This is a genomic window from Moorena sp. SIO3I8 (assembly GCF_010692325.1).
Lineage (GTDB): Bacteria > Cyanobacteriota > Cyanobacteriia > Cyanobacteriales > Coleofasciculaceae > Moorena.
The window spans coordinates 1-21,159 of the sequence record NZ_JAAHHW010000116.1; the positions used below are offsets into that span (position 1 = coordinate 1).

General features: G+C 43.9%; 18 protein-coding genes and 1 pseudogene. 8 read left to right on the forward strand and 11 right to left on the reverse strand.

From position 1 onward, the window contains the following. Window positions 1-329 (forward strand): annotated as a pseudogene (locus tag F6K51_RS29035) (hypothetical protein); the annotation flags it as partial. Here F6K51_RS29035 and F6K51_RS29040 read toward each other — a convergent pair. The 8 genes from F6K51_RS29040 to F6K51_RS29075 form a co-directional block, all read right to left on the reverse strand. Continuing rightward, the gene (locus F6K51_RS29040; RefSeq protein WP_293026679.1) at window positions 302-439 is read right to left on the reverse strand and encodes a hypothetical protein; all 138 of its coding nucleotides are present in this window, start codon (window positions 437-439) and stop codon (window positions 302-304) included. The pseudogene F6K51_RS29035 and the gene F6K51_RS29040 overlap by 28 nt on opposite strands. A 161-nt stretch (window positions 440-600) precedes the next feature. After that, window positions 601-723: a hypothetical protein gene (locus tag F6K51_RS29045; protein ID WP_293026682.1), complete on the reverse strand. Its 123-nt coding sequence runs from the start codon at window positions 721-723 to the stop codon at window positions 601-603. 93 nt (window positions 724-816) lie between these two features. Then, the gene (locus F6K51_RS29050) at window positions 817-1,848 is read right to left on the reverse strand and encodes a glycosyltransferase (RefSeq protein WP_293026685.1); all 1,032 of its coding nucleotides are present in this window, start codon (window positions 1,846-1,848) and stop codon (window positions 817-819) included. Between the two features lie 348 nt (window positions 1,849-2,196). Beyond that, window positions 2,197-4,362, reverse strand: coding sequence for a tyrosine-protein kinase domain-containing protein (locus tag F6K51_RS29055; protein WP_293026688.1), 2,166 nt, complete (start codon window positions 4,360-4,362; stop codon window positions 2,197-2,199). Between the two features lie 619 nt (window positions 4,363-4,981). Beyond that, on the reverse strand, window positions 4,982-6,346 hold the full coding sequence (locus F6K51_RS29060) for a polysaccharide biosynthesis/export family protein (RefSeq protein WP_293026691.1): 1,365 nt from the start codon (window positions 6,344-6,346) through the stop codon (window positions 4,982-4,984). Between the two features lie 173 nt (window positions 6,347-6,519). Next, on the reverse strand, window positions 6,520-7,311 hold the full coding sequence (locus tag F6K51_RS29065) for a cyanoexosortase B system-associated protein (protein WP_293026694.1): 792 nt from the start codon (window positions 7,309-7,311) through the stop codon (window positions 6,520-6,522). Between the two features lie 126 nt (window positions 7,312-7,437). Beyond that, on the reverse strand, window positions 7,438-8,337 hold the full coding sequence (gene crtB / locus F6K51_RS29070; protein WP_293026697.1) for a cyanoexosortase B: 900 nt from the start codon (window positions 8,335-8,337) through the stop codon (window positions 7,438-7,440). Between the two features lie 3 nt (window positions 8,338-8,340). Next, window positions 8,341-9,510, reverse strand: a complete 1,170-nt coding sequence (locus tag F6K51_RS29075; RefSeq protein WP_293026699.1) for a DegT/DnrJ/EryC1/StrS family aminotransferase — start codon at window positions 9,508-9,510, stop codon at window positions 8,341-8,343. A 298-nt stretch (window positions 9,511-9,808) separates the two neighbouring features. Here F6K51_RS29075 and F6K51_RS29080 point away from each other — a divergent pair, with 298 nt between their 5' ends. Both F6K51_RS29080 and F6K51_RS29085 read left to right on the forward strand, forming a co-directional pair. Next, window positions 9,809-10,021, forward strand: a complete 213-nt coding sequence (locus F6K51_RS29080; RefSeq protein WP_293026702.1) for a hypothetical protein — start codon at window positions 9,809-9,811, stop codon at window positions 10,019-10,021. 1,668 nt (window positions 10,022-11,689) lie between these two features. Next, window positions 11,690-12,964: a glycosyltransferase family 4 protein gene (locus F6K51_RS29085; protein ID WP_293026706.1), complete on the forward strand. Its 1,275-nt coding sequence runs from the start codon at window positions 11,690-11,692 to the stop codon at window positions 12,962-12,964. Between the two features lie 109 nt (window positions 12,965-13,073). Here F6K51_RS29085 and F6K51_RS29090 read toward each other — a convergent pair whose 3' ends face one another. Further along, entirely contained in the window at window positions 13,074-15,659 is a 2,586-nt protein-coding gene (locus tag F6K51_RS29090; RefSeq protein ID WP_293026710.1) for a putative PEP-binding protein, read from the reverse strand. 278 nt (window positions 15,660-15,937) lie between these two features. Between F6K51_RS29090 and F6K51_RS29095 the strand changes: the two genes are divergently transcribed. Then, window positions 15,938-16,669: a ComF family protein gene (locus F6K51_RS29095; RefSeq protein WP_293026713.1), complete on the forward strand. Its 732-nt coding sequence runs from the start codon at window positions 15,938-15,940 to the stop codon at window positions 16,667-16,669. 210 nt (window positions 16,670-16,879) lie between these two features. Here the strand turns inward: F6K51_RS29095 and F6K51_RS29100 are convergent, their stop codons facing one another. Continuing rightward, window positions 16,880-17,644, reverse strand: coding sequence for a hypothetical protein (locus F6K51_RS29100; protein WP_293026716.1), 765 nt, complete (start codon window positions 17,642-17,644; stop codon window positions 16,880-16,882). Window positions 17,645-17,868: 224 nt separating this feature from the next. After that, complete coding sequence (locus F6K51_RS29105) at window positions 17,869-18,552, reverse strand: O-antigen ligase family protein (RefSeq protein ID WP_293026720.1); 684 nt, start codon at window positions 18,550-18,552, stop codon at window positions 17,869-17,871. A 110-nt stretch (window positions 18,553-18,662) separates the two neighbouring features. Between F6K51_RS29105 and F6K51_RS29110 the strand changes: the two genes are divergently transcribed. The 4 genes from F6K51_RS29110 to F6K51_RS29125 all read left to right on the forward strand — a co-directional run. Continuing rightward, window positions 18,663-19,382 carry a transposase gene (locus tag F6K51_RS29110; RefSeq protein ID WP_293026723.1) on the forward strand — a complete coding sequence of 240 codons (720 nt, stop codon included), beginning with the start codon at window positions 18,663-18,665 and terminating at the stop codon, window positions 19,380-19,382. Between the two features lie 22 nt (window positions 19,383-19,404). Further along, window positions 19,405-19,932, forward strand: a complete 528-nt coding sequence (locus F6K51_RS29115; protein WP_293026727.1) for a hypothetical protein — start codon at window positions 19,405-19,407, stop codon at window positions 19,930-19,932. Window positions 19,933-20,607: 675 nt separating this feature from the next. Further along, the gene (locus F6K51_RS29120; RefSeq protein ID WP_293026729.1) at window positions 20,608-20,811 is read left to right on the forward strand and encodes a hypothetical protein; all 204 of its coding nucleotides are present in this window, start codon (window positions 20,608-20,610) and stop codon (window positions 20,809-20,811) included. A 274-nt stretch (window positions 20,812-21,085) separates the two neighbouring features. Beyond that, window positions 21,086-21,159: RNA-binding protein (locus tag F6K51_RS29125; RefSeq protein WP_293026732.1), on the forward strand; the 74-nt coding region annotated here is incomplete at its 3' end.

Consider the following 21,159-nt stretch of genomic DNA (forward strand, 5'->3'; position numbering starts at 1 on the left):
TTGAAAAGATTTCCGCCATTGGCAAGTATCTTCGCTTAACTCTAACTGAAAAAATCAAAGCCCAGACCGGCCATACCGACCTTGAGTCTATCTTTGGCTGGGAAATCGCTCATAGAAGCGATCGACGCCGAGAGAGACGAAAAATAGAGCAATTAATTATTGACGAAATCACCTTTGTTTGCTCAGGTTTACTCGCCTTATTTACCTTCTGGTTTTCCGGAACTAATCTCCCCTGGATAGTTCATATCCTCTGCGCTATTGAGCTTATCCTATTGCTAATCTTAGGCATAGAAATTATAATTTATGCTGACTTAGCTAAAGGTCGATAGGGGGTCGGGAATCGGGAGTCGGGAGTCGAGAGTCGGGAGTGTGGGAATTTCCTGTAGGGTGGGCAGTGCATCAGACAGATCCCAAACCTTGCCATCGGGTTGCTAGCCACTGCCCACCATAGGATTAATCATAATGGTGCCACAGATGTAGGGTGGGCAGTGCATCAGACAGATCCCAAACCTTGCCATCCGGTTGCTAGGAACTGCCCACCATAGGATTAATCATAATGGTGCCACAGCTCAGTTAAAGGAGATTTATAACCCAGATTTACTAATCAAAAAAAAGTAGATACTGCATCAATACAATCTCTACCGAATCTGATAGTATTGGCCACAAATTAAGGCAAAAGGCAATAGGCAATAGGCAATAGGCAAAGGGGTTTAAAGTAATCATCTCCCCATCTTATTAAGGGAGGGGGGATCTCTACTCCCTACTCCCTACTCCCTACTCCCTACTCCCTACTCCCTACTCCCTACTCCCTTTTCCCTACACAGTCACCGAAGGTTTACTGCTGACATTTTCCACTAAATTGTCAGCAATCCCAGTCTCAGGAAATGCGAGCTTAATCACATAGGATTCTAACAGTGTGCGGAGCCAACTTGGACACCAGCGACGCTGACAGAACTCCAATAACTTTCTCTCGAAACTCCCCTCTTGAGTTGACCACTTAGCTGGGAGTTGACGATTCTCAATCACCCACTTCCAAATCGACCACATTGAAGGATCATCTTTCCCCAAATTCCACTTTTTGACTTGACGATTGAACACATCTCGTACAGACTGTTCATTCCATTTAAATACATAAAATGGCACATCATCCTGGTCAAACCGAGTGATCTGTCGAGGATTGAGGAAAGTGATTCTAGATTTTGGTTCCAGGAAAATTGTCTCGCCTAAATCCGTTGCCTGCATACATAAATCAGTATGACTCGCCAAGCTATCAAAGACTTCATCCAGTTCAATAGACTTGATCAGAGAATGACGAGCTAGGATACAATGAAACTCTACAGAATCTACTGGGGTACGATCTAAATCCTGCTCAACATCCCGTAATGGAGTACCATAGAGCAACTGCTTTTGCTCAAACCACTTTTTACCATGCTTTCTTTGGTGAAACTTGGTTTTAATCCCAGCAACATGTACCTCAATATCAGGGGAGCCTGGTTGCCCCTGTAAAATTAGGGGAGCAACGATACCAGCTTGCTCTTCTTCAGCACACTCAACCAAACCTTTTAACCAACCAGGCTCTACAATCACATCATTGTCAATAAAAACAATGTAATCCGCATCCTTAACAAACGGTAGAGCTATGTTACGAGCAACATTGGATCTCAAATAGCGTCCGCGATGGATCAAACTCATGAATTCGTGTTTATCTGCCTGCTGTTGCAGATACTCATGCACTGGGGATGGACCGTTGCCATCTACATAGATTAGCTCAAACGGATAAGAGGAATAATCAGCAATAATACTGTCTAGGGAAGGCTTTGTTAAACTAAACCGCTCCCTCTGAGTCACGATTAATGTTACCTTAGATAAACCCATAAGCTGATAGATTAACCACGTTATGATTTGGTTCAATTCTATCAGTTACAAACAAAAAAAGCCCACTACTTTAGTATTACTGAATCAAGAAATTCTGGATAATTATAGCCGTTCTTATCGTAATTCTGACTCCCCATCACCCCATCTCCCCATCTCCCCATCACCCCATCACCCCATCTCCCCATCTCCCCACACCTCCCACACTTCCCACACTTCCCTCTCTTTCCCGACTCCCTAAAACCTCTGACTCCCCATCTCCCCATCTCCCCATCTCCCCATCTCCCCACACCTCCCACACTTCCCACACTTCCCTCTCTTTCCCTACTTCCTACTCCCTACTCCACTAGTAACTTTATGCTGATCAGCTGGGGTTTGATCCACAGGGGTATCTACCGCTGAATACCCCCTGCCACTATCCACAGGAACAGGGGGTTGTAGCTGCTTGATATCGTTGATAACTGCTCCCAACAGTACCTCGTTTTCCTCTAACTCTTCGATTACCTGAGATAAAATACTGCCCTGGGTATAGCCTGGTCGAGTAACTAACACAATCCCATCAGTAAATGGTTGTAGTAATAGGGCATCATTACAACGGGACAGACTAGGGGAATCAACCACAACAAAATCAAAGCGACCACGAGCATCTTCCAGCAAATGCTTCATTTCACTCGATTCTAGGATCCCTGCAGCTTTGCGCAAGGGACCGAGACTAGGGAGAATGTAGAGATTTTCAAAATCTTGGGCTAAATGAATACATTCAGTCTTAGAGCCATAGAAGCGCAAAGGTTCCAGTGGCGCGTCCATCAGGTGAATCACTTCTTGAGATTGAGCTACAGAATGCGATCGCAAATCCCCTTCTACCAACAGAGTACGCATACCGGCTTGGGCAGATGCGATCGCTAAATTGTAAGCCACGATCGTCTTTCCTTCATTCGCTGCTGTACTAGTCACCAACACCACTTTTACCGCAGGTTCCTCCCGCAGACGAAGATTAGTGCGAAACCGTTCGTAGAACTCTAACTCCAAAGCCTCTGGTCGGGTGATTATAGCAACTTCACCCCGGTAGGACTTGAGACCGATTGTCGGTAAATCCCCCAGTAATGGCACACCATTGTCCCGAAGTATGGGCTTAACATCCTCTGGCGTGTATAAGGTATTATCCAGGGTTGATAGCAGCAGAATCACACCAGCACCCACTACAATACCGATTACACCACCTATTGCCAAGGTAACGATCGGATTACTTGCTGTCTGGGTCATTATTGCTTTCGGTTCTGCAATTCCAGCGATCGCAAGACTACTCTCAGTCTCCGCCTCTGCTATTTTGCTATCTGCTAATGCTACCTGCAACTTATTGTAAAATTCCTGCTTAAAAGCAACTTGCTGAGCCAGTCGCCCTCGCTCCAGCTGCTTATTGGGCAGCTGCTGATATTGCTGTCTTAGTTCCTGTTCCGTTCTTTGGGTAGCTGCCAACTGCCGTTGAAGTGATTCCCGCTGGGTTTGCAGAGCTACCAACTGATTAGCCAGTGCCTGCCGTGCTGGGTCCAGGGTACTGTCTTGGCGGATTTGACTGGGCAATGGAGAGGTAAACCCATTACCACCGAGAACTTCAGCCCCACGTGCCTGAAGTAAGGTCTCATAAGTCTGTTGCTGTTTGCGCAACTCAATCATAGTTGGATGTTGCGGACGCAACTGCCCCTTTAGCAGTTCCATCTGTGTCTCAGTATCCAGAATCTGAGCTCGCAGACTAGCAATGATCGGGTCAGCACTGAGGGCAGAAGACGTATAGGCTTGGTCAGGGGTCAAACCTAGCCGTTCGATTAGGCTAGAATATTGAGCCTCAACCCCCTCTAGCTGTATCTCCAGACTACGTTGTTGCTGTTGGCTACCAGTAATCCCACCCACTAAGGTGCCATCTTTAGCAGCAAATAAAGCTGGTCCTTGTAGGCGGTCATACTGTTCCAGTTTTTGTTCCGCTTCCCTTAGTTCCGCCTCCGCCTTAGGTAAACGTTCTTCTATCACTTCAATAATCCGTCTTAGTTGTGATGTGTTGATAAAACGGCTCTGTTCCACCATTTTCTTCATCAGCATGTCAACGATGGCTGCAGAAATTTCCTTATTCTTATCCCTATAGATTACCGAAATAAATTGTGCTCCTTCTTTTGGCAATTTCACCTGTGTATTTTTAACAATGTCTTTGGAGCTGACTTGCATCCCAGCTGCTACTTCCTTAACCACATTGTCTGCCAGCAGCGTTCCCTGTGTCAGCAGTTGTTTACCTTGTTCTGAAATCTCTACCCCTGTCTGGGAAAATACCTTAACAGGAGTGGTATATATCAAACGACCTTCAGCTCGATAAATAGGAGCTGGCGTTGGCTGTATAGCCACAATCCCCGATATGCCAGTAATCAGGAAAAACGTGGCAAAGCCGATTAACTTATGCTGATTGAGAGCAATCAGGTAACGTGTGACAAAAGGGGGAGTCATAAGTAATTTTCGCTATTGTTAAGGCAGCAGTAAGCTTACCCCCGGCTGAAGCACGGGGGCTTTCGCCCAGACTTCAGAACGTTGGTTTTCAGTAGCCCTAGCATAATTGACGCGCCTAGACTCCAAATTAATCGAATCCAAGGGTCAACCGCCGAACCTCCAGGCTGGCTTACTCTACGAATGCGAGGGATTGCTTGCATTCGTAGCTTCTACAACCGAGTCAATTCTCGGACAGCCCCAATACTTCGTTTTGCGCATCACTCGCCGACACTGACTTACTGGCCTAGCCGTTACTCTGAAGTTAAGAGTGCCTTTGCCTATTTCAGTCTTCTTTAATTATAGTTGACGGCTAAAAGCGCGCTATTACGCTTCCTCCCCGCTTTAAAAAGACGGGGATTCCGCGTTTTTTGATTTTTGTGATCGAAAAATCCTGTAGCCTATTCCTATTTTTACCGCTGAGTCAACAGGGACTCGGAGCACCAGTTACAAACCGAGACAGGTACTGGAGTTTTCTGTCCATTCATTAAGGTATCCGGAGATTTTTGTGCTGTCGATGGAAAAGCTAACCCACCAGGGGAGAGCTTCCATCGATTTCTGCTCCCGTCATACCCCAACCTTATCAAAACAGTTCTGGTATTTCCTCAAAAAACCTCCGGAATCCCAGAAAATCGTTGAAGGGTCGAGTCACTACACTCAGAGCGGCAGAAATCTTAGCAATAAGACTTCGACCCACCACGATCACATCTTCATCTTGAAGTGGTACGTTTTGGGAAACATCACCCTTTAGTAGCTTTTCCCCGTCTAGTTTTTGAGTCACCGCTTTGCCCTGTTCTGGATCAAAACGAATTAAGGCAATGCTATCCAAATCAGCATCATCTGGGTTAGGAGAAATTGCTGTTAAGGCATCAATAAACGTACTACCATTAGCTAATGTCAAGTTACCAATTGTGCCATTAGGATAGCTCAACACTCGAACGCTGATTTGTTGTTGAGCTAGATTAGAACGAGCTACCAGCTGCCTATCATAATCGGTAGTATTACCCACCTCCAACTTTCGCACAATAATAGCATCCCCATCCCGGAGGTTCAATTCCGATGGAGTTGTCCCATTTTGCAGCGGTGTCAGCAAGTCAATTTCTCGCTCAATGATGGAATTATTCACCACCGACTTACGACGAATCAAAATAGTCCGCAAATCAGCAATCGTAGTCGTACCACCCGCAGCAGTAAGGGCTTGATTCGGTTGAGTTCCTGCTGGCAGGGGGTAATAGCCTGGTCGAAACACCTCACCACTCACCGTAATCTGAACAGCCGGTGTACTCAGTAGGCTCACAACTACTTCAGGATCAATCACAAATTCATTTAAGACCTTTTGAATTAAATCTTGAGCCGCCTCTAGAGTAAGTCCCACCACTCGTAGCTTACCGAACAGCGGTACCACAATATTGCCGTCAGAATCAATAGCACTTTGAAAAGCCAGATTCGGAAAGTTGGTCACACTCACTGCGATTACATCTTCTCGCCCTAGGTAGTGGCGATTAAATTCATCAGATGGACTCACCTGTGACAGAGTCTCTGGATAGCCCAAAGGAGGTAACATTTCCTCCAACTGTTCCAGTCGATTCTCCTCTGAGACGGGTTCAGGGTTGCTCAACGGTGGTGGCGGTGGCAACGTTTCCGTTACCTCTATGGTCTCAGGGGTGGTCTCAGGGGTGGTCTCAGAGCTTTCCTGTTCAGTCGTTTCCCTTTCCCCTGATTCAACTGTTTCCGTTGTTTCCGGTTCAATGGAACTAAACGTAGGCAACTGAGCGCGATCGCTAATCTCATCCCCAAGATTTGGCACCGATGTCGGTAAATTTCCGACATGCTTAGCCAAACCAGGGCTAACCCAGACTCCAGAACTAACCAGCCAGAATAAGACGGTACCCCCAAAGAAAGATAAATTCAGAACTTGGTTGCCAAACCTGTGGGTGTCAGTTGTCATTTTCCAATGGTCACTTATCATCTTAAGTCGGAAGTGGCAAGTCGGAAGTGGCAAGTCGGAAGTATGACGTTTAACTCTTGGTTGTGGATCAAGCTTTTAGTCAACTCTAAGTGTTGCAGCAATAAACCCATTTCAGCCTTGACCCTTCAGCCTTGACCCTTCAGCCTTCAGCCTTAATCCTTGATAATTTGTATATTACTAGCTTCGTCTGCAAAAGGATCGCTCATCAAAGCAGTTTGAACCATTTTACTGAGAGATTCGGCTATTGGCCTAGAATTTTCAATATCACCCAAAGGTTCTATGGGAATTTGGATATTTACCGCAACCCAAGGCACCCGTTTGCGGTGTAACTGAGCCAGTTGATCAGCCCAGAACCAACGGCTAGGAGCAGGATTACCACCCTCTGGCCAGGCATACCATTGTACTATAGCGAAGGTTTGCCGCTGATTCCAGGCACGAAAGAAACGGGCGTTAACAACGGTTTTGGGCTGGGTTGTGATGGTCGGATCAGCCTGGGTCTTCCCCTCAACATCAGATCCGTTGACCACAAACTTGATATGGCCATAAGAATCCGTCTTCCATTGTCCCAATCGTTGTCTCATAAATCCGCTAATATCTTCCCATTCTACCTGTGGCTGGGATTTAGGACCATTTTGGGGAAGCAAAAATAACCACACTGGTTTTTGCTGATCCTGCTCTATGAACTGCAAAGACCATTTATGGCCGCCAATCCTGATGGTTTGTTGCTTAACAGTTTGCCAGTCAGATAGTTCTATTCCCGTCTTGCGGATAGCTTTTATCTTTTGGAGGTTAGTCACTGGTGGCAGTTTTGCCCAAGGCCAGTTTCCTGTCCAGTAACCCGGTACTGCTCCCATTATTACCAAGACTAACAGCAACACCAGTAAGACTCCCCTGGAGATTTGCCAGGGCTGGATTAACTTAATTAAACTTACTGATTTCATCATTCTCTAGCCTTTCTCAGACTTATGAGGTACCTTCAAGTTTCTTACCCCTGCTCCCTACTCCCTATTCCCTACTCCCTAAAATCCAGGAGTTTTTATCTCACCCCATTGAGAACTGCTATATAACGTTTAATCTTGATGGTTAGCCAAGGGAGTCAAGTTAGGGTCTGAGGGGAAGTATTTTTCAATGAACTTCATTAATAGAACCAGCATCACTAACATCATCGCTGAATACAGGTCGCCGCCCCAGCTTTCATGGAGCCAATGAAATGCCTGATCTTGCCCACTGCCATGGAAAAAGGTCAGCACAGTATTGCGGACAATATTAGCACTAACACTTATAATCACCGCACCGGATAGCAGCCAAATAGTCTTTAGGCGTGACTCAATAGCACCACTCCAGTAAAGCAACATCAAACTCACATACAGGCAAGTAAATAACATCTTAAGACCAGCACAGTGGGGCGCTACCTCCACAATTCGTTCACTTACGAACAAGTTAATCCCTTCTAGTGTGACATCCATGCCAAACTGAGTCAGAATAAAGGCAGCCATGGCAGCAATAAAGCGTTGTAGGGGCAAGATATAAGGTTCAATTAAATAGGGAACTGCTGTTGGAGTTGCCAAAACCACCAGCAGCAGGGGAAAACTTTGCAGCTTAAAGCCAGGAATCCCTTTTAACCATAGGCAAAGACCAGCTAAAACTATGGGAAACGATAAATTTACCAGTTCTGATTGACCGCTAAGATAGCTTACTGCTCCAATTATCAGTAAGACTACACCAAAGGGATGGGCTGTATCAGTCAGCTTATGCCACCGTCGTCGGTTCGTCCAAACAATATGGGCAGCAAACGGTAGCCCAATCAAACCATGGCTAAAGTATTCATGGGTAATGCTGATACTTTTGTTGAGCCAGCCATTATACCAATGCATCAGCACAGGACCATAAATAATGACTAGTAAAGCGATGATACAACCGTCCAGTAGATAGCGATCAATGGCAATAGGAATTTTGCGTCCAATTTGCATAGTTTAATGATTAATAACTAATGGCTCAAGCACGCCTAATAAATTAGCTAACCCATCAACAACCTGCTCAATCTGCTCCTTGCTCAAGTTGGGATAAATTGGTAGAGATAAAATCTCATTGCACAGAGCTTCGGCATGGGGAAAGTCACCGGCTTGATATCCCAAGTACTTGTAAGCTGGCTGGAGATGGCAAGGAATTGGATAATGAATACCAGTTTGAATTCCCACTGAGGCCAGAGCATCCTGGATGGTCTGTCGGTTAAAGGGACATTGTTTACCTACCCGAATCACATAAAGGTGGTAGACATGACCTGGCCCGCTGTGGTTTTCTATGGGCACAATCCCTTGACCTTCCAAAGCCTTGAGTAAATTGTCGTACTGCCCAGCTGCCCAGTAGCGTGACTGGTTCCACTCAGTCAAATAAGGCAGTTTGACATTGAGGATAGCAGCTTGTAACGTATCTAAACGGCTATTTTTGCCGATGTCGGTATGAAAATATTTGCGAGGTGCTCCGTAATTACGAAGCGATCGCACTTTTTCTGCCACCGTAGCATCATTAGTGATTACCATGCCACCGTTACCAAAGGCACCCAAGTTTTTACTGGGGTAGAAACTAAATGCTGCTGCCTTGCCCACAGAACCAGCACAATAATCCTCTCGCTGTGCTAAGTGAGCTTGTGCTGCGTCTTCAAAAATCAGTAAGTTGTGGGCATCAGCAAATGCGATTAACTCACTCGGGGATACCATCTGACCGTAAAGATGCACAGGGACAATTGCCTTGGTTTTCTCTGTAATTGCTTGTTTGGCAGTATTGAGATCAATTAGGGCAGTACGGGGGTTACAATCCACCAAAATTGGCGTAGCACCAGCAGCTATGATCCCCATCACTGTAGCGATAAAGGTGTTAGCAGGACAAATCACTTCATCCCCAGCACTAATGCCACAGGCTTGTAATCCGAGTGCGATCGCATCGGTGCCAGATCCCACCCCGATACCGTATTCGACACCACAAGCAGCCGCAAATGCTTCCTCAAAATTGATCAACGCTTTACCGAGAACAAAATCTCCCTGCTGCACTACAGCTTGAATTGCCTGGTCTAGCTCAGTTTGAATAGGTCGGTGTTGTTGAGCTAGTGAAACGAAAGGAACTTTGACCGGAACTTGGTAACTCATCTATTTGTATAGGAATTGATAGTACACTGTATCGGTATTAACAGCACAGATTCACATCATTCTTCTCTTCTTGAATGTATGTTGAATCTAGATGAGTTAACACACTATAACTGTCAAGATTTGGTAAAGTTTTAGCCACTGGTAGGAGTGAGGAATTGGGGCTTTGACCATAGCAGAAGTTCACTGACTCTCGGAAAATGGTATATATAGCGCTACGCTTAGCGTCAGAAGTCAGAAGTCAGAAGTCAGAAGTAAGCGATTACTTACGTTTCGGAGTTTAGGAATGTCAAACATCTGAATGCGTAGTGCTATAAATAAAGCGATCAGCCAATCAGGTCTAAGCTTAAGAGTTTTGTTTGTCCGCCATTGTCCCATCCCCGGTTTACCCATCCCTACCGTTCTTGATTACAGCGTTCCCAAAACCATCGCGGCATCACACATCATCACCAAAAACCATCAAACATCTTACCCAAAAGTGGGCTTTTCCTTTACTTTAGGGGTAATTGGGTAAGATTTTAGGGTTCTGAATTCCTCTGGTTTACCAAACTTAGTACTGAAGGAATGCTGAGTACGGAGTGTGGTGAGTATCCCCTGCGGTAACGTTGGACTAAGCACCGTGCTGTTGCGATCGCTTATTTTTGTAAGCCTTACTGGGTCTTATCTCCCCCTTTTCTTTACCATTTATTCACAAATTTCTTCACAAAGTCTTTACTGATTTTTTATTTTGGGCTAACCACTTAAGTCAAGATAGTTAGGAGAGCCCTTTCCTTGATAGCCTGATTCCAAATCCAGGTTTATAACCCCCTGTCAGCCATGCAAAGCGCGAGTGGGGGTTTCCACGTCAGTGCGGTCATGAACCGCACTGGTTCCCCAAGACCACGCTGCATCGCTTTGCTGAAGTTTGGAGGTAATTCGGCAACACTGTTAATTTTCAAACACCGTTAGAGCAGGGCAAAAGCATTCAAAGAATCCGTGCTCATTTTTTCCTCAACAGCTTATAAATTCTATAGCTGATTAATCCAGTATTATTTACCAAAACTAGCTCCTAGCTAGGTAAGGATTTCAGATTTCCCTATAGAGTGTTATAATAAGTCTATATTTTCACATTTACTTCACACAATCTTTAAAATTATATAATTGAAAATTACTAGCTGTTTCTGATAAGCTTTCCGTTAGTTCCTTTAGAAAAACAGGTAGTTGGGCATGGTAACATAGCTCGACTCAATTTTTGCCTATGGTCTTATATAGTTTCCATTTGATTTGTGAACAAAGCACCCTCTTGAAATAAGACTTTCAGCTAGTTTTCCGTTCACAACTCATGTATAACTATATATAAAATATATACCCTTATAATATAGCGATGCATCGCTAGGAAAACATCAACACTTAAAAAAGTATCTAAAATAACAGCAGGAGTGCCATTTATGAATCTATTTACATCGTTTATGTATCTGCCTACGAATCTAGTGGTCAGTGCAGTTAATCCCTTAAAGTATCCAGAGAGTAATTTATTTAAATAAATATTGGCTTCATTTTTTTTTATTTAGCGCAAATTTCCATCGTTATGGAATGGTATTTTGACCAAAGTGATCATCAATAATAAAGAAGGTAGCATATCAAGTATTTATATTATAAAATTGACGATGGCTAAGATGGGAGCAGGAGTCCAACCAGTGAGTCTGATAGTTTTGATACCTATATGAATAGAACCAATAAAAGGGAATGAGCAGCAGGAGCTATCCTAAGCCTGAGGATTAATTATTGCCTGCTAAAGAAGGTCATAATAATTTAGTTTTTCTGTCTGTATTCTTAGAGATAAGAGCGCCTAAGCGCGTCTGTCTAACCTACTGCTCTATTGAGAGTAATAGCTTTTGGTATATTCGGTGTTGGTTTAGTGCATAAGCATCAACAGACAAAGCCGATTGAGTATCTAGTCATCAAGGCTATAACGTCGAAAATTAAACCAAACGCTTTGAATGAGTAAAGTTTAAATTTTTCTCTTAAAGGTGAAAATTCAAACACTAAAGTATGTAGGGTAATTAGACACCAGTTGCTAAGTAACTGATAGATAGAACTAACTAGATATAGTGTTTCGTGTCGGAATTGTAAAAAGCGATGCATCGCTTGTCCACCTGTCAAATCTTAACTTGACAGACTACTCGCTCTACCAATAACGTTCATGCGCATATTAATCTACTCCTATAATTATCATCCTGAACCCATAGGCATTGCCCCATTAATGACGGAACTAGCAGAAGGTTTGGTCAAGGCAGGACATCAAGTACGAGTCGTCACTAGTATGCCCAACTATCCCCAGCGCTGTATCTATGATAAATATCAGGGTAAGTGGTATCAGACTGAAGAAAGAAATGGAGTAATAATTCAACGCTCCTATGTCTGGATTCGACCAAAGCCTGGTGTAGTGACACGGATACTACTGGATGGTAGCTTCGTGGTGACTAGTTTGATTCAGGCTTTCCAGGGCTGGCGACCTGATGTGATTCTACTGACAGTACCGTCCCTGGCCGTTAGTGTACCAGCTGCTTTACTCGGTTGGTTGTACAACTGCCCAGTATTACTGAATTTACAGGATATTTTGCCAGAAGCTGCTGTACAGGTTGGTCTAATTAGAAACAAACTAGCCATCCGTATCTTTGAAGCTTTAGAGAAGTTTGCCTACCACACTGCTCATACAATCACTGTTATTTCTGAGGGATTCGTTGACAATTTAGTCAGTAAAGGAATACCTAAAGACAAAATTACCTGTATCCCCAACTGGGCGAATGTTAATGTTATCCGTCCCTTACCCAAACAAGGAAATTCCTTTCGCACTGCTTACCATCTTGATGGCAAGTTTGTAGTACTGTATTCCGGTAATATTGCCCTGACTCAGGGACTGGAAACAGTAGTGAAGGCGGCTACTCTGGTCAGGCATATTCCAGAAATTGTCTTCGTCATTGTTGGAGAATCTAAGGCTCTACAGCAGCTACAGCAAGACTGTCAGACTTGCAAGGCTAGTAATGTCAAGCTTTTACCTTTCCAACCCCGAGAGAAGTTACCAGAAATGTTGGCAGCAGCAGATATAGGTTTAGTTGTGCAAAAGCGTAACGTTGTTTCCTTTAATATGCCCTCAAAAATTCAAGTGCTATTGGCTTGCGGACGACCCATCATTGCTTCTGTGCCTTTGAATGGAACTGCAGCGCGAGTTGTTCGACAAAGTGGTGGCGGTGTAGTGGTACCACCACAAAAGCCCCAGGTTTTAGCATCTGCAATTGTCGAATTGTATGAAAATCCTGAGCAGGGGGTATCTCTAGGTAAACAAGGTAGAAAATTTGCTCTGAAGCACTTCGCCTATCAAAACGCTCTCAACCGCTATGAAGCACTATTAACTCAAATTACTAAGAAGCCTAACCATAATTCACTGATTGAATTACAGCAGTTTTCAGATTTATAACCTAGGTGAGACCAGATACATCAAATCAGATCCTGTCCCGTGGTACGTGGTAATTTTTACCGATACTACCGGACTGGATATCATAACCCAATTTAGAACTTCCATATATTTAGATGTTTTCCCCTTTGCCTTTTCCACCTAAGCCTTTTGACTTATTTCGTGCTGCTTCCAAGAGTAAACGTTGCTCAGCACGGGTAATTGCCTGGTAAGTCGCTTCCACATCTTTAACATCAACAGAAATCGAAGTAATTCCCCACTGCACCAACAGATCAATCAGTTCCGGATCTTGAACCGTAGCTTGACCACAAATTGAGCAAGGAATACCAGCTTCTTTTGCCATTTCGATTAGTTGCTGAATTGCTTGCTTGACCACTGGATGGCACCCTCCCACCAGTGTTTCCAACTGCCTTTGCTCCCGATCAGCTCCTAGTAAAAGTTGCGTCAAATCATTAGTACCAATAGAAATTCCTTGAACACCTGCCTTAACATAGTCTGGTAGCAGAAACAACACAGATGGCACTTCTGCCATAATCCAAAGTTGAAAATCAGGATTATCAGTAAGTCCTACCTGTTCTACCCGACGGCGGCAAAAGGTAAACTCTTCCACAGTACGTACAAAGGGCAAAATCAGCCGTAAATTCCTGCAGCCGTAAGCATAAACCTCCTGTAAAGCTGCCAGTTCCAGATCAAAGCTAGCTGGGTCACTCAGATAGCGACGAGTGCCACGTAGACCAAGCATCGGGTTAACTTCCGCTTCCGTTACCAAGTGATCCCCACTCAGGGATGGAAATTCATGGGAGCGCCAATCCGTGGAGCGATAAAATACAGGACGTGGTGCCAAGGTAACCGTAAATTGAACAATTAACTGAGCCAAGCGTTCTACTAACTCACGCTCATGGCCTTGTCTGTGCCACTGACTGGGGTGCAGATTATTCAAAATCTCTAACATCATCAGTTCTGAACGCAATAACCCCACTCCATCCACTGGCAAACCCACAATTTTTTCTAGGGAGTCCGGCTGGCTAAGATTAACCAATAATTGAGTAGCAATGGGGAAAGTATTTTGAAAGTTAGAAGCTTGAAAGTTGACTTTTGCTTTCCTTTTTCTTAATCCTGAGCCATGCAACTTTTCAACCGGAAACCCTTGCTTAGTTCCTAGCCGATAAACTTCCCCCTGTCCCCCATCCACGAGTATAGACTCGCCAGTTTCTAAAATTTGGGTAATACCAGCCGCACCCACAACACAGGGAATACCAAGTTCTCTAGCAATAATCCCAGCATGACTAGTTATCCCTCCTTGTTCAGTAATAATAGCGGCTACGTGCTTGAGCCCAGGTAGCCAGTCAGGAGAAACACTTTGGGCAACCAAAATTCTACCAGAGAGGATTGCTGAGACGTTTTTGCCCTCACCCGATATCACATGAGCAGTTGCTGTAACTCTTCCTGGTGCTGCGGGTAATCCTCTCACAAGCATAGGCGTCATGGATGGGTTGACAGTGTGTTCACTAGAGTTGCTCCCAATGGAGTCCGATGATGCTTTAGGCACATTGGGTAGGCTACCCACTTGTAGAGAGGTAAACAGCTTGCCGTAGGAGGTAGTAGAACCCACAGAGTGATGTGACGGTTCAAGCCTCAACTGACTAGCATCCCACTTTTGCCCAGTTTCAGGACTAAATTTCGTAATTTGTAACTGTGGTTCTGAGTTTTCTGAGGTTTGCCATAGTGTCCACTCTAGGGAAAAGCTAGGACTAATATCAGCAACTAGACGCTGGCTGATAGTAATTAGCTGTTGGAGGTATTTGTCCTTTAGGGTGTACTGTTTTTGTTGCTCCTCACTGAGTAGATAGGCTTGCACAGTGTTCTGGGTTAGTGATAATGAGTCCGCTTCCAGACACAAGCCATAGGCACGGGTTTTACGACCCAGTCGTGAGGCTAGCACAATACCAGTTTCGATCTCAATTTGGTAATAGTCTGGCACTACTTCCCCCTTCGCCCATGCAGTACCTAACCCCCACGTGGCTTGGATGTAACCCTCAGCTTGGTTAATCTGGAGTGTACCAGAAGCGATCGCATCCCACATTGGTTGTATCAAGACTGCCAAATTAAGCTGCTGGAGACCAATACTATGCCGTTGCCAGTAAAATTGACTTCTGGCGCGAAATAGTTCTGCCCAAACCTGTTTTAAAGACAGTTCCATTGCTAGTGGTTGCCTAGGGCAAATATAGGATCCCAAAATTTTATCTGGTAAGGTTGAAAAAATCTGGGGTTGCTCTAATCTTCCCACTTCAGTTTTCCCAGTGTCCTCCTCAATTCCCGACCCTGGTGATGTCATGGATAAGGAAGGGTGAAAAATTGTTGCTGGGGCGAGTGTAGTTTCTGCTATCTCGGATAGGGTTGATGCCAACACCGAAGCTAAAGTCGCCCCTTGAATTTTGTGACGAATTTGCTGAGCCACTTGCTGTAGCTGGCGAGGATTGTCTACATCTACGTAAAGATAAGAAGAAGGTAAATCAGCTAACAGGGGTTCAGACTCACCTAAAATTGCGATAAATTCCCACAATGCCTTTGCACTCACCACAAAGCCAGGTACAACCGGATAATCCCGTTGCAACAGCTGACTTAAGTTCAAGGCTTCATTGCCCACGAAGGGATACTCTGAAGGTTGAATCAGATCAAGAGAGTAAAGATTATCCACAAATCGCCGCCTAATCCTGTTATTGCTCCGGGATTTTGGCATCATATCTCGAAGGCATAATATCTCTTACCATTAATCACGTCGTATTCACCTAAATCGTTAATTAAAAATTGACTCTCAACCAAGAATGATAAGTAGTCAACTGGACATGATATTATTAATCCTTCCTGTGCTTTGCATCACGCTCTTAGAGACAGAAAACGGTAGAAATACTGAGGGATTCTCATGGTCAGTCTTGGCATCTTTATAAATATAATGCCAGATAAATCCCCAAAATCATGTTACAGGGAATTCAGACTCTTAAAAAGGGTCTATTAAGTCTCTTTCTGAAATCGAACTGTCCCCTATGTGAGCGCCCTGCCACTGATGAATTGTGTGATTATTGCGAGCAGCAGTTACTCCGCTGCCAACTTGACAAAAATCAATTTTTATGTAATCAAAATCTCCCAGTGTTTGTCTGGGGCAATTACGGTGGTCCATTAAAACGAGTACTCGCTGCCCTGAAATATGAAAACCAACCCCAGCTAGCACATCCCTTGGGCCATTGGCTGGGTAAAGCTTGGTTAAAATCCTCTGCCACCCGTAGCCACAACCAAAAATTAATAGTAGTTCCCATTCCTATGCACCCTACAAAACAGCGACAAAGAGGTTACAACCAGGCAGAGCTGATTGCCCAAAGTTTTTGTGAATTCACTGGTTACAAACAAGCACCACTGGGTTTAGAAAGAGTCCGGGCAACTCAACCTCAGTTTGGTTTATCTGTCCAAGAGCGAGCGCAAAACCTAGCAGATGCCTTTATTATTGGTAAACACTTTCTCAGACATCATAGCACCTCACCCGTACTAATCCTAGATGATATCTACACCAGCGGAGCTACAGTCAAATCAGCCACCCAAACCCTGAGGAAGCATGGAATAAGCGTATATGGGTCAGTTGCGATCGCAACCAGCGCGACTATCGGTAAAGTAATGACAAAACGTGGGTCAGTTGATGATGGGGTGATAGGGTAATGGAAATCTATCGATTTTCTGTCAAATTTGATTACTCAAACCCAGTAACACAAGAGAGTAAGGATGCAATCTCACCGATGAGTACTTCAGTAGCCTTGTTGCTAGGGTGCTGCTCTTGACACCGTTGGCATCTAAAGAAAACATGGGTAGGCTTTCAGTATCGGGCAAATCCAGTTTTCCCTCAATCCTGATGCTGGCACGTTTGGCTGATTAGGTATAAGTAGTTTGAGCTTTGACCAAAGTCGCTTCCAGTTCGGTCAACTGCTGCCGCACAAACTGGTAATCCCGGTTTTCTGCCAGACCTAGAGACCGGATTGCTTGCTTAGGAGTAAGACCCAAACGAGTCGATAGGATTTGAAGCTGATGTTGACTGGCTTGAGCTTGAGCTTGAGCCTGAGCTTGGCTAATACTCAGATCAGTAATTGCCCTCACCAGTCCTTCAGTTTGGGCTTTGCTATTCACTAAACCAGAGGATTCCTGAAACTTTGCTAATGCCTCCTGAGACTGATCCAATTTTTGCTTAGCTCGCTCCAGCGCTTTCTTATTGAACTCAACCCTAGTGGTACCATCTGCTTGACGCAGTTCATTCAGACGCTCCTGATACGCACTAATCAGTGCCCTGACTCGATCTCTTGCTAATTCTGGACTATCCCCAGTGGCATTCAACCAGATCTTAGTCGATTCCTGGTCAGGAGATATCGCGAACAACTTTTTGTATTGAACCAGCCTTTGAAAATCCGTTTTCTCTGGGTCAGACTCCAACAAGCGCCTCATCAAAGCATCACTGGTTAGAATAGATGCCTGCATATTCAGAGGATGACTCTTAGTCGCCAATTTAGAATCCCCCTTAGTTAATGAACCAAGAGTTCCTAAACTAGCTTGTAACTTGCCTGTTTCTGGTAGAATTAGCTGTGCTTTAGCAATCCAAAAAGGCTTTAATAAAGAAAAGGCTCCAAAGCTAGCTCCCAGCACCAAGGAATTAAAAACTAATAAAAGTGTCCAATGTCTATTCAGGATCGCAGCTACTTTTTTAATAAAATATATTCCAACGATTACAATCGTTTAACAACTGTGGAATTATAAAATAATTAATTTAAAAAAAATGTTTAAATAAGACATGGTAAATCAATATTTTCAAATAAATAAAAGTCTAACTTTTTTCAATTTTCAATTTTCAATTTTCAAGTTTTTCCAGATATTCAAGTTCTGCCAGATAAGTGCTCCCATCGAGAGACAAACTGCTCATTTCGCTGTACTTCGGCAAAAATTGCCCCTAGCCAGACCAAAAAATACCACAAATACACTGCCATCCAGGTCAAGGGTGTTCCGTTGAGAAGCATGTACAAAGCCACCAGACTGGCAAATGCCCACTGGCAATGATGGTTACCACGAATCGCTGGAATCCAAGTATTCCAAAGAGTTGAACCTAGGGCAGCTAAGAAAAAGATAAAGCCAATGATGCCATGCAAATAAAGAACTGAGGCGTAGGTTGAAAAGGAACCCAAAGCAATGTCGTAGATAAACCATTTGACAGAGCCTTGTATAATTCCCCATCCCATCCAGGGGCGTTCTTGCCAAGCCTCAAGGGTTTTAGTAACCACCAGTTCCCGGTCTTTAGAGGATTCGGCACGAGCACTATTGAAGATTTCTAGGGGCTTTTTCACTAAATCACTGAAGGTCAGACCTCCCAAAAGAGCACAAAGTAATGAGCTTAATGAACCAATCCATAAAGAACCTTGACGAGCCAAACTGCTGCGGAAACAAGCTGTAATCACCAATGCCATCACAAAGGAAACCCAGGATAAACGACTAAAACTAATTAGCAGAGCGGTTAAACAACCCGCTACAGATATTTGACGTAAGCGGCGGTTTTCTTCACCCACTCTTGTTTAGACTAATGGCAGTCAAAACGGTAGTCAGAGGTATACTCTGAACTACCGCGAGGGAGAAAATGAGAATTGACCAAAAAACTCAGAACTCCCTAAAATGAACTGTGACCGACTGCAAATATTCCGCCTGTGAAACCTACCAGCTATTAGGAAAAGCCCATGATGCGACCTTTGAATTAATGGAAAGCATGATGACAACCAAAAATGCTTCTTGTTTAGGGGAATTTGCCCTGTCGCCTCTGTTTCAGCGAAAATGGTCAAGTGCCTATGAAGCAATTCAAGATTGCCGACCAAACCGTAAAAAGCTGATGAGTAGGTATATCCAAGAGATACCTACTCAAGAATATGTGTTGTTAGGCATCGACCATACAGCTTGGGGTAGAAAAGGAGCGAAAACTCTCAAAGAGCGAACCTACTGCCATCAAGCCTCAGCCAAGGGGAATGTCACAGTGGGGCAAGGATACAGTACCATCGCCTGGTTGCCAGAAGCGGGAGGAAGTTGGGCATTACCCCTGAGACATGAACGCATCACCTCCAAAGAAACCCCCATCTCGAAGGCAGTGTGGCAACTCAAACAAGTCTGTCAAAACCTCGAACAAAAAGTTTTAGTAGTGGCAGATAGAGAATATGGGAATGGTTTATGGGTGCAGCAAACCGCCGACATCAATGCCAGTCTGTTAATGAGAGTGCGGGCTAATGCTTGCTTGTGGTCGAAACCCCCTGCCTATTCAGGGAAAGGAAGACCCCGCAAACACGGACAAAAATTCAAAGTCAATGATCCCAAAACTTGGTGGGCAGCAGAGGAAGGCCGTCGTTGTCGATGACCCCAAATTGGGCAAACTGCGCTTGAAAAAATGGCACGATTTGCATTTTCGCACAGCACCAACACGACATCTCAACCTGATTCAAGTCGAAAGACTGACCTGTTCAAGTAAACGGAGAAAGCAGCCCCCACTCTGGTTGGTTTGGGTGGGATTCGAGTTATGCCCGTTAGCTGATGTGTGGTCCCAATATGCCCGTCGCTTTGGTGTTGACCATTGGTATCGTTTTGCCAAGCAAAGATTGCATTGGACTTTACCTAACTTGAGTACCCCTGGGCAGTGTGAGCGTTGGAGTGACCTCATGCCTTTGATGACCTGGCAATTGTGGTTAGCCAGAGATTTAGTCTCCCAACAGCATCTTCCGTGGGCTACACCACAAACCAATCTCACCCCCGGAAGAGTGGCACAATCAATATTTGCCCATGAGAGTGAAGATTGGCTCTCCAACACAACCACCGAAAACCCGAGGAAAGTCTCCTGGTTGGCAATCGGGTCGAAAAAGAAGCAAGAGAAACATCTATCCCATTGTCAAGAAGCAGTATTCTCACCCTAAAAAAGCGAAAAAGAACACAGCTTAACCTTGATTTTTAGATTCAAGTTTTTGATTTCAGCTATTTTTAATGGCCTGGATTGTTTTTTGCTGATTTTTTATAGTCTAAAGTAGAGGTGTTAATTTTTGAAAATATTTGACGAAATATTTATGATTTTTTATAGTAATTTTTAATTTAAAATTTCGTAAAAATTCCGTATAATTGCGGTATAAATAATAGATAAAAAATACTTTTGATAATTTTTATAAAAAATTGTCTTTTGCTTGCCTCCCTTGATAAGGGCGCTAATGCTGGGATTGCTTTTAGCTTTTGCCTTCATCAATCAAGTTATACCAATTCGAGAAATTATAGCTAAACATCAATTTCATCTCCCCATCTCCTCATCTCTCCATCTCCTCATCTCCCCATCTGCATCTGTAGTCTACCTTTGAAGAATTGATATTACTTTATGACGCACATTCCGCACTACATTGTGTAGTTCTAAAAGATTACGAATTTTGGGAATTTTGCCATGGGGCTTACGCCGCCCGAAGGGCTAATCGCAAATCGTTGACTAATCCTGAGTATTTATACTTAGGATTATAAGCCAGGATAATATATTAATATATTCCTTAATATATTAATATATTAAGGAATATATTAAGTTCGTTCAAAAATAAACGGTGCTACATTAAGAAATGCTAAAAAATATCCCATCGTTGCTCCAACTAGATGGGATAAAAATTTACAAAAATTTACATAGCTATAAAAACTTTGGTTCGACTACTGATAAGCATTGGGTTATCACCAAATGGGCTGATCAGCGACATACTGATAGCGTCCGTCAAAAGCTCAGTCCCAAATTCGGTCACCTTCCCTGGTTTATCCAGATTTGCGGCTAGAATAAAACAGCTGTGAGGGGGGAGGCAGAAATGGGGGAGTGGGTATGAAAAGTTTTTTCAAAACTGGCAACTATGCAATGAAAATGCACAATAGCTTAATTGCACAACCCGAGTAGGACGTTAATCACCTTACTGTCTATGTTATCATAAAAGACGAGTATAGGTATCGGTTGCAGTTTTTGTTTTCAGTGTTGACAGGTTTCTTCTGTTTCATATTGCTAAGCATGCCTCCGAAATTTCTATCTCTACATAAATCAAATTTTGGAGATATTGTATGTCTGTCTACGTTGGTAACCTTGCACGTGAGGTGACAGAAGAGGATCTGAAATCTGTGTTTGAAGAATATGG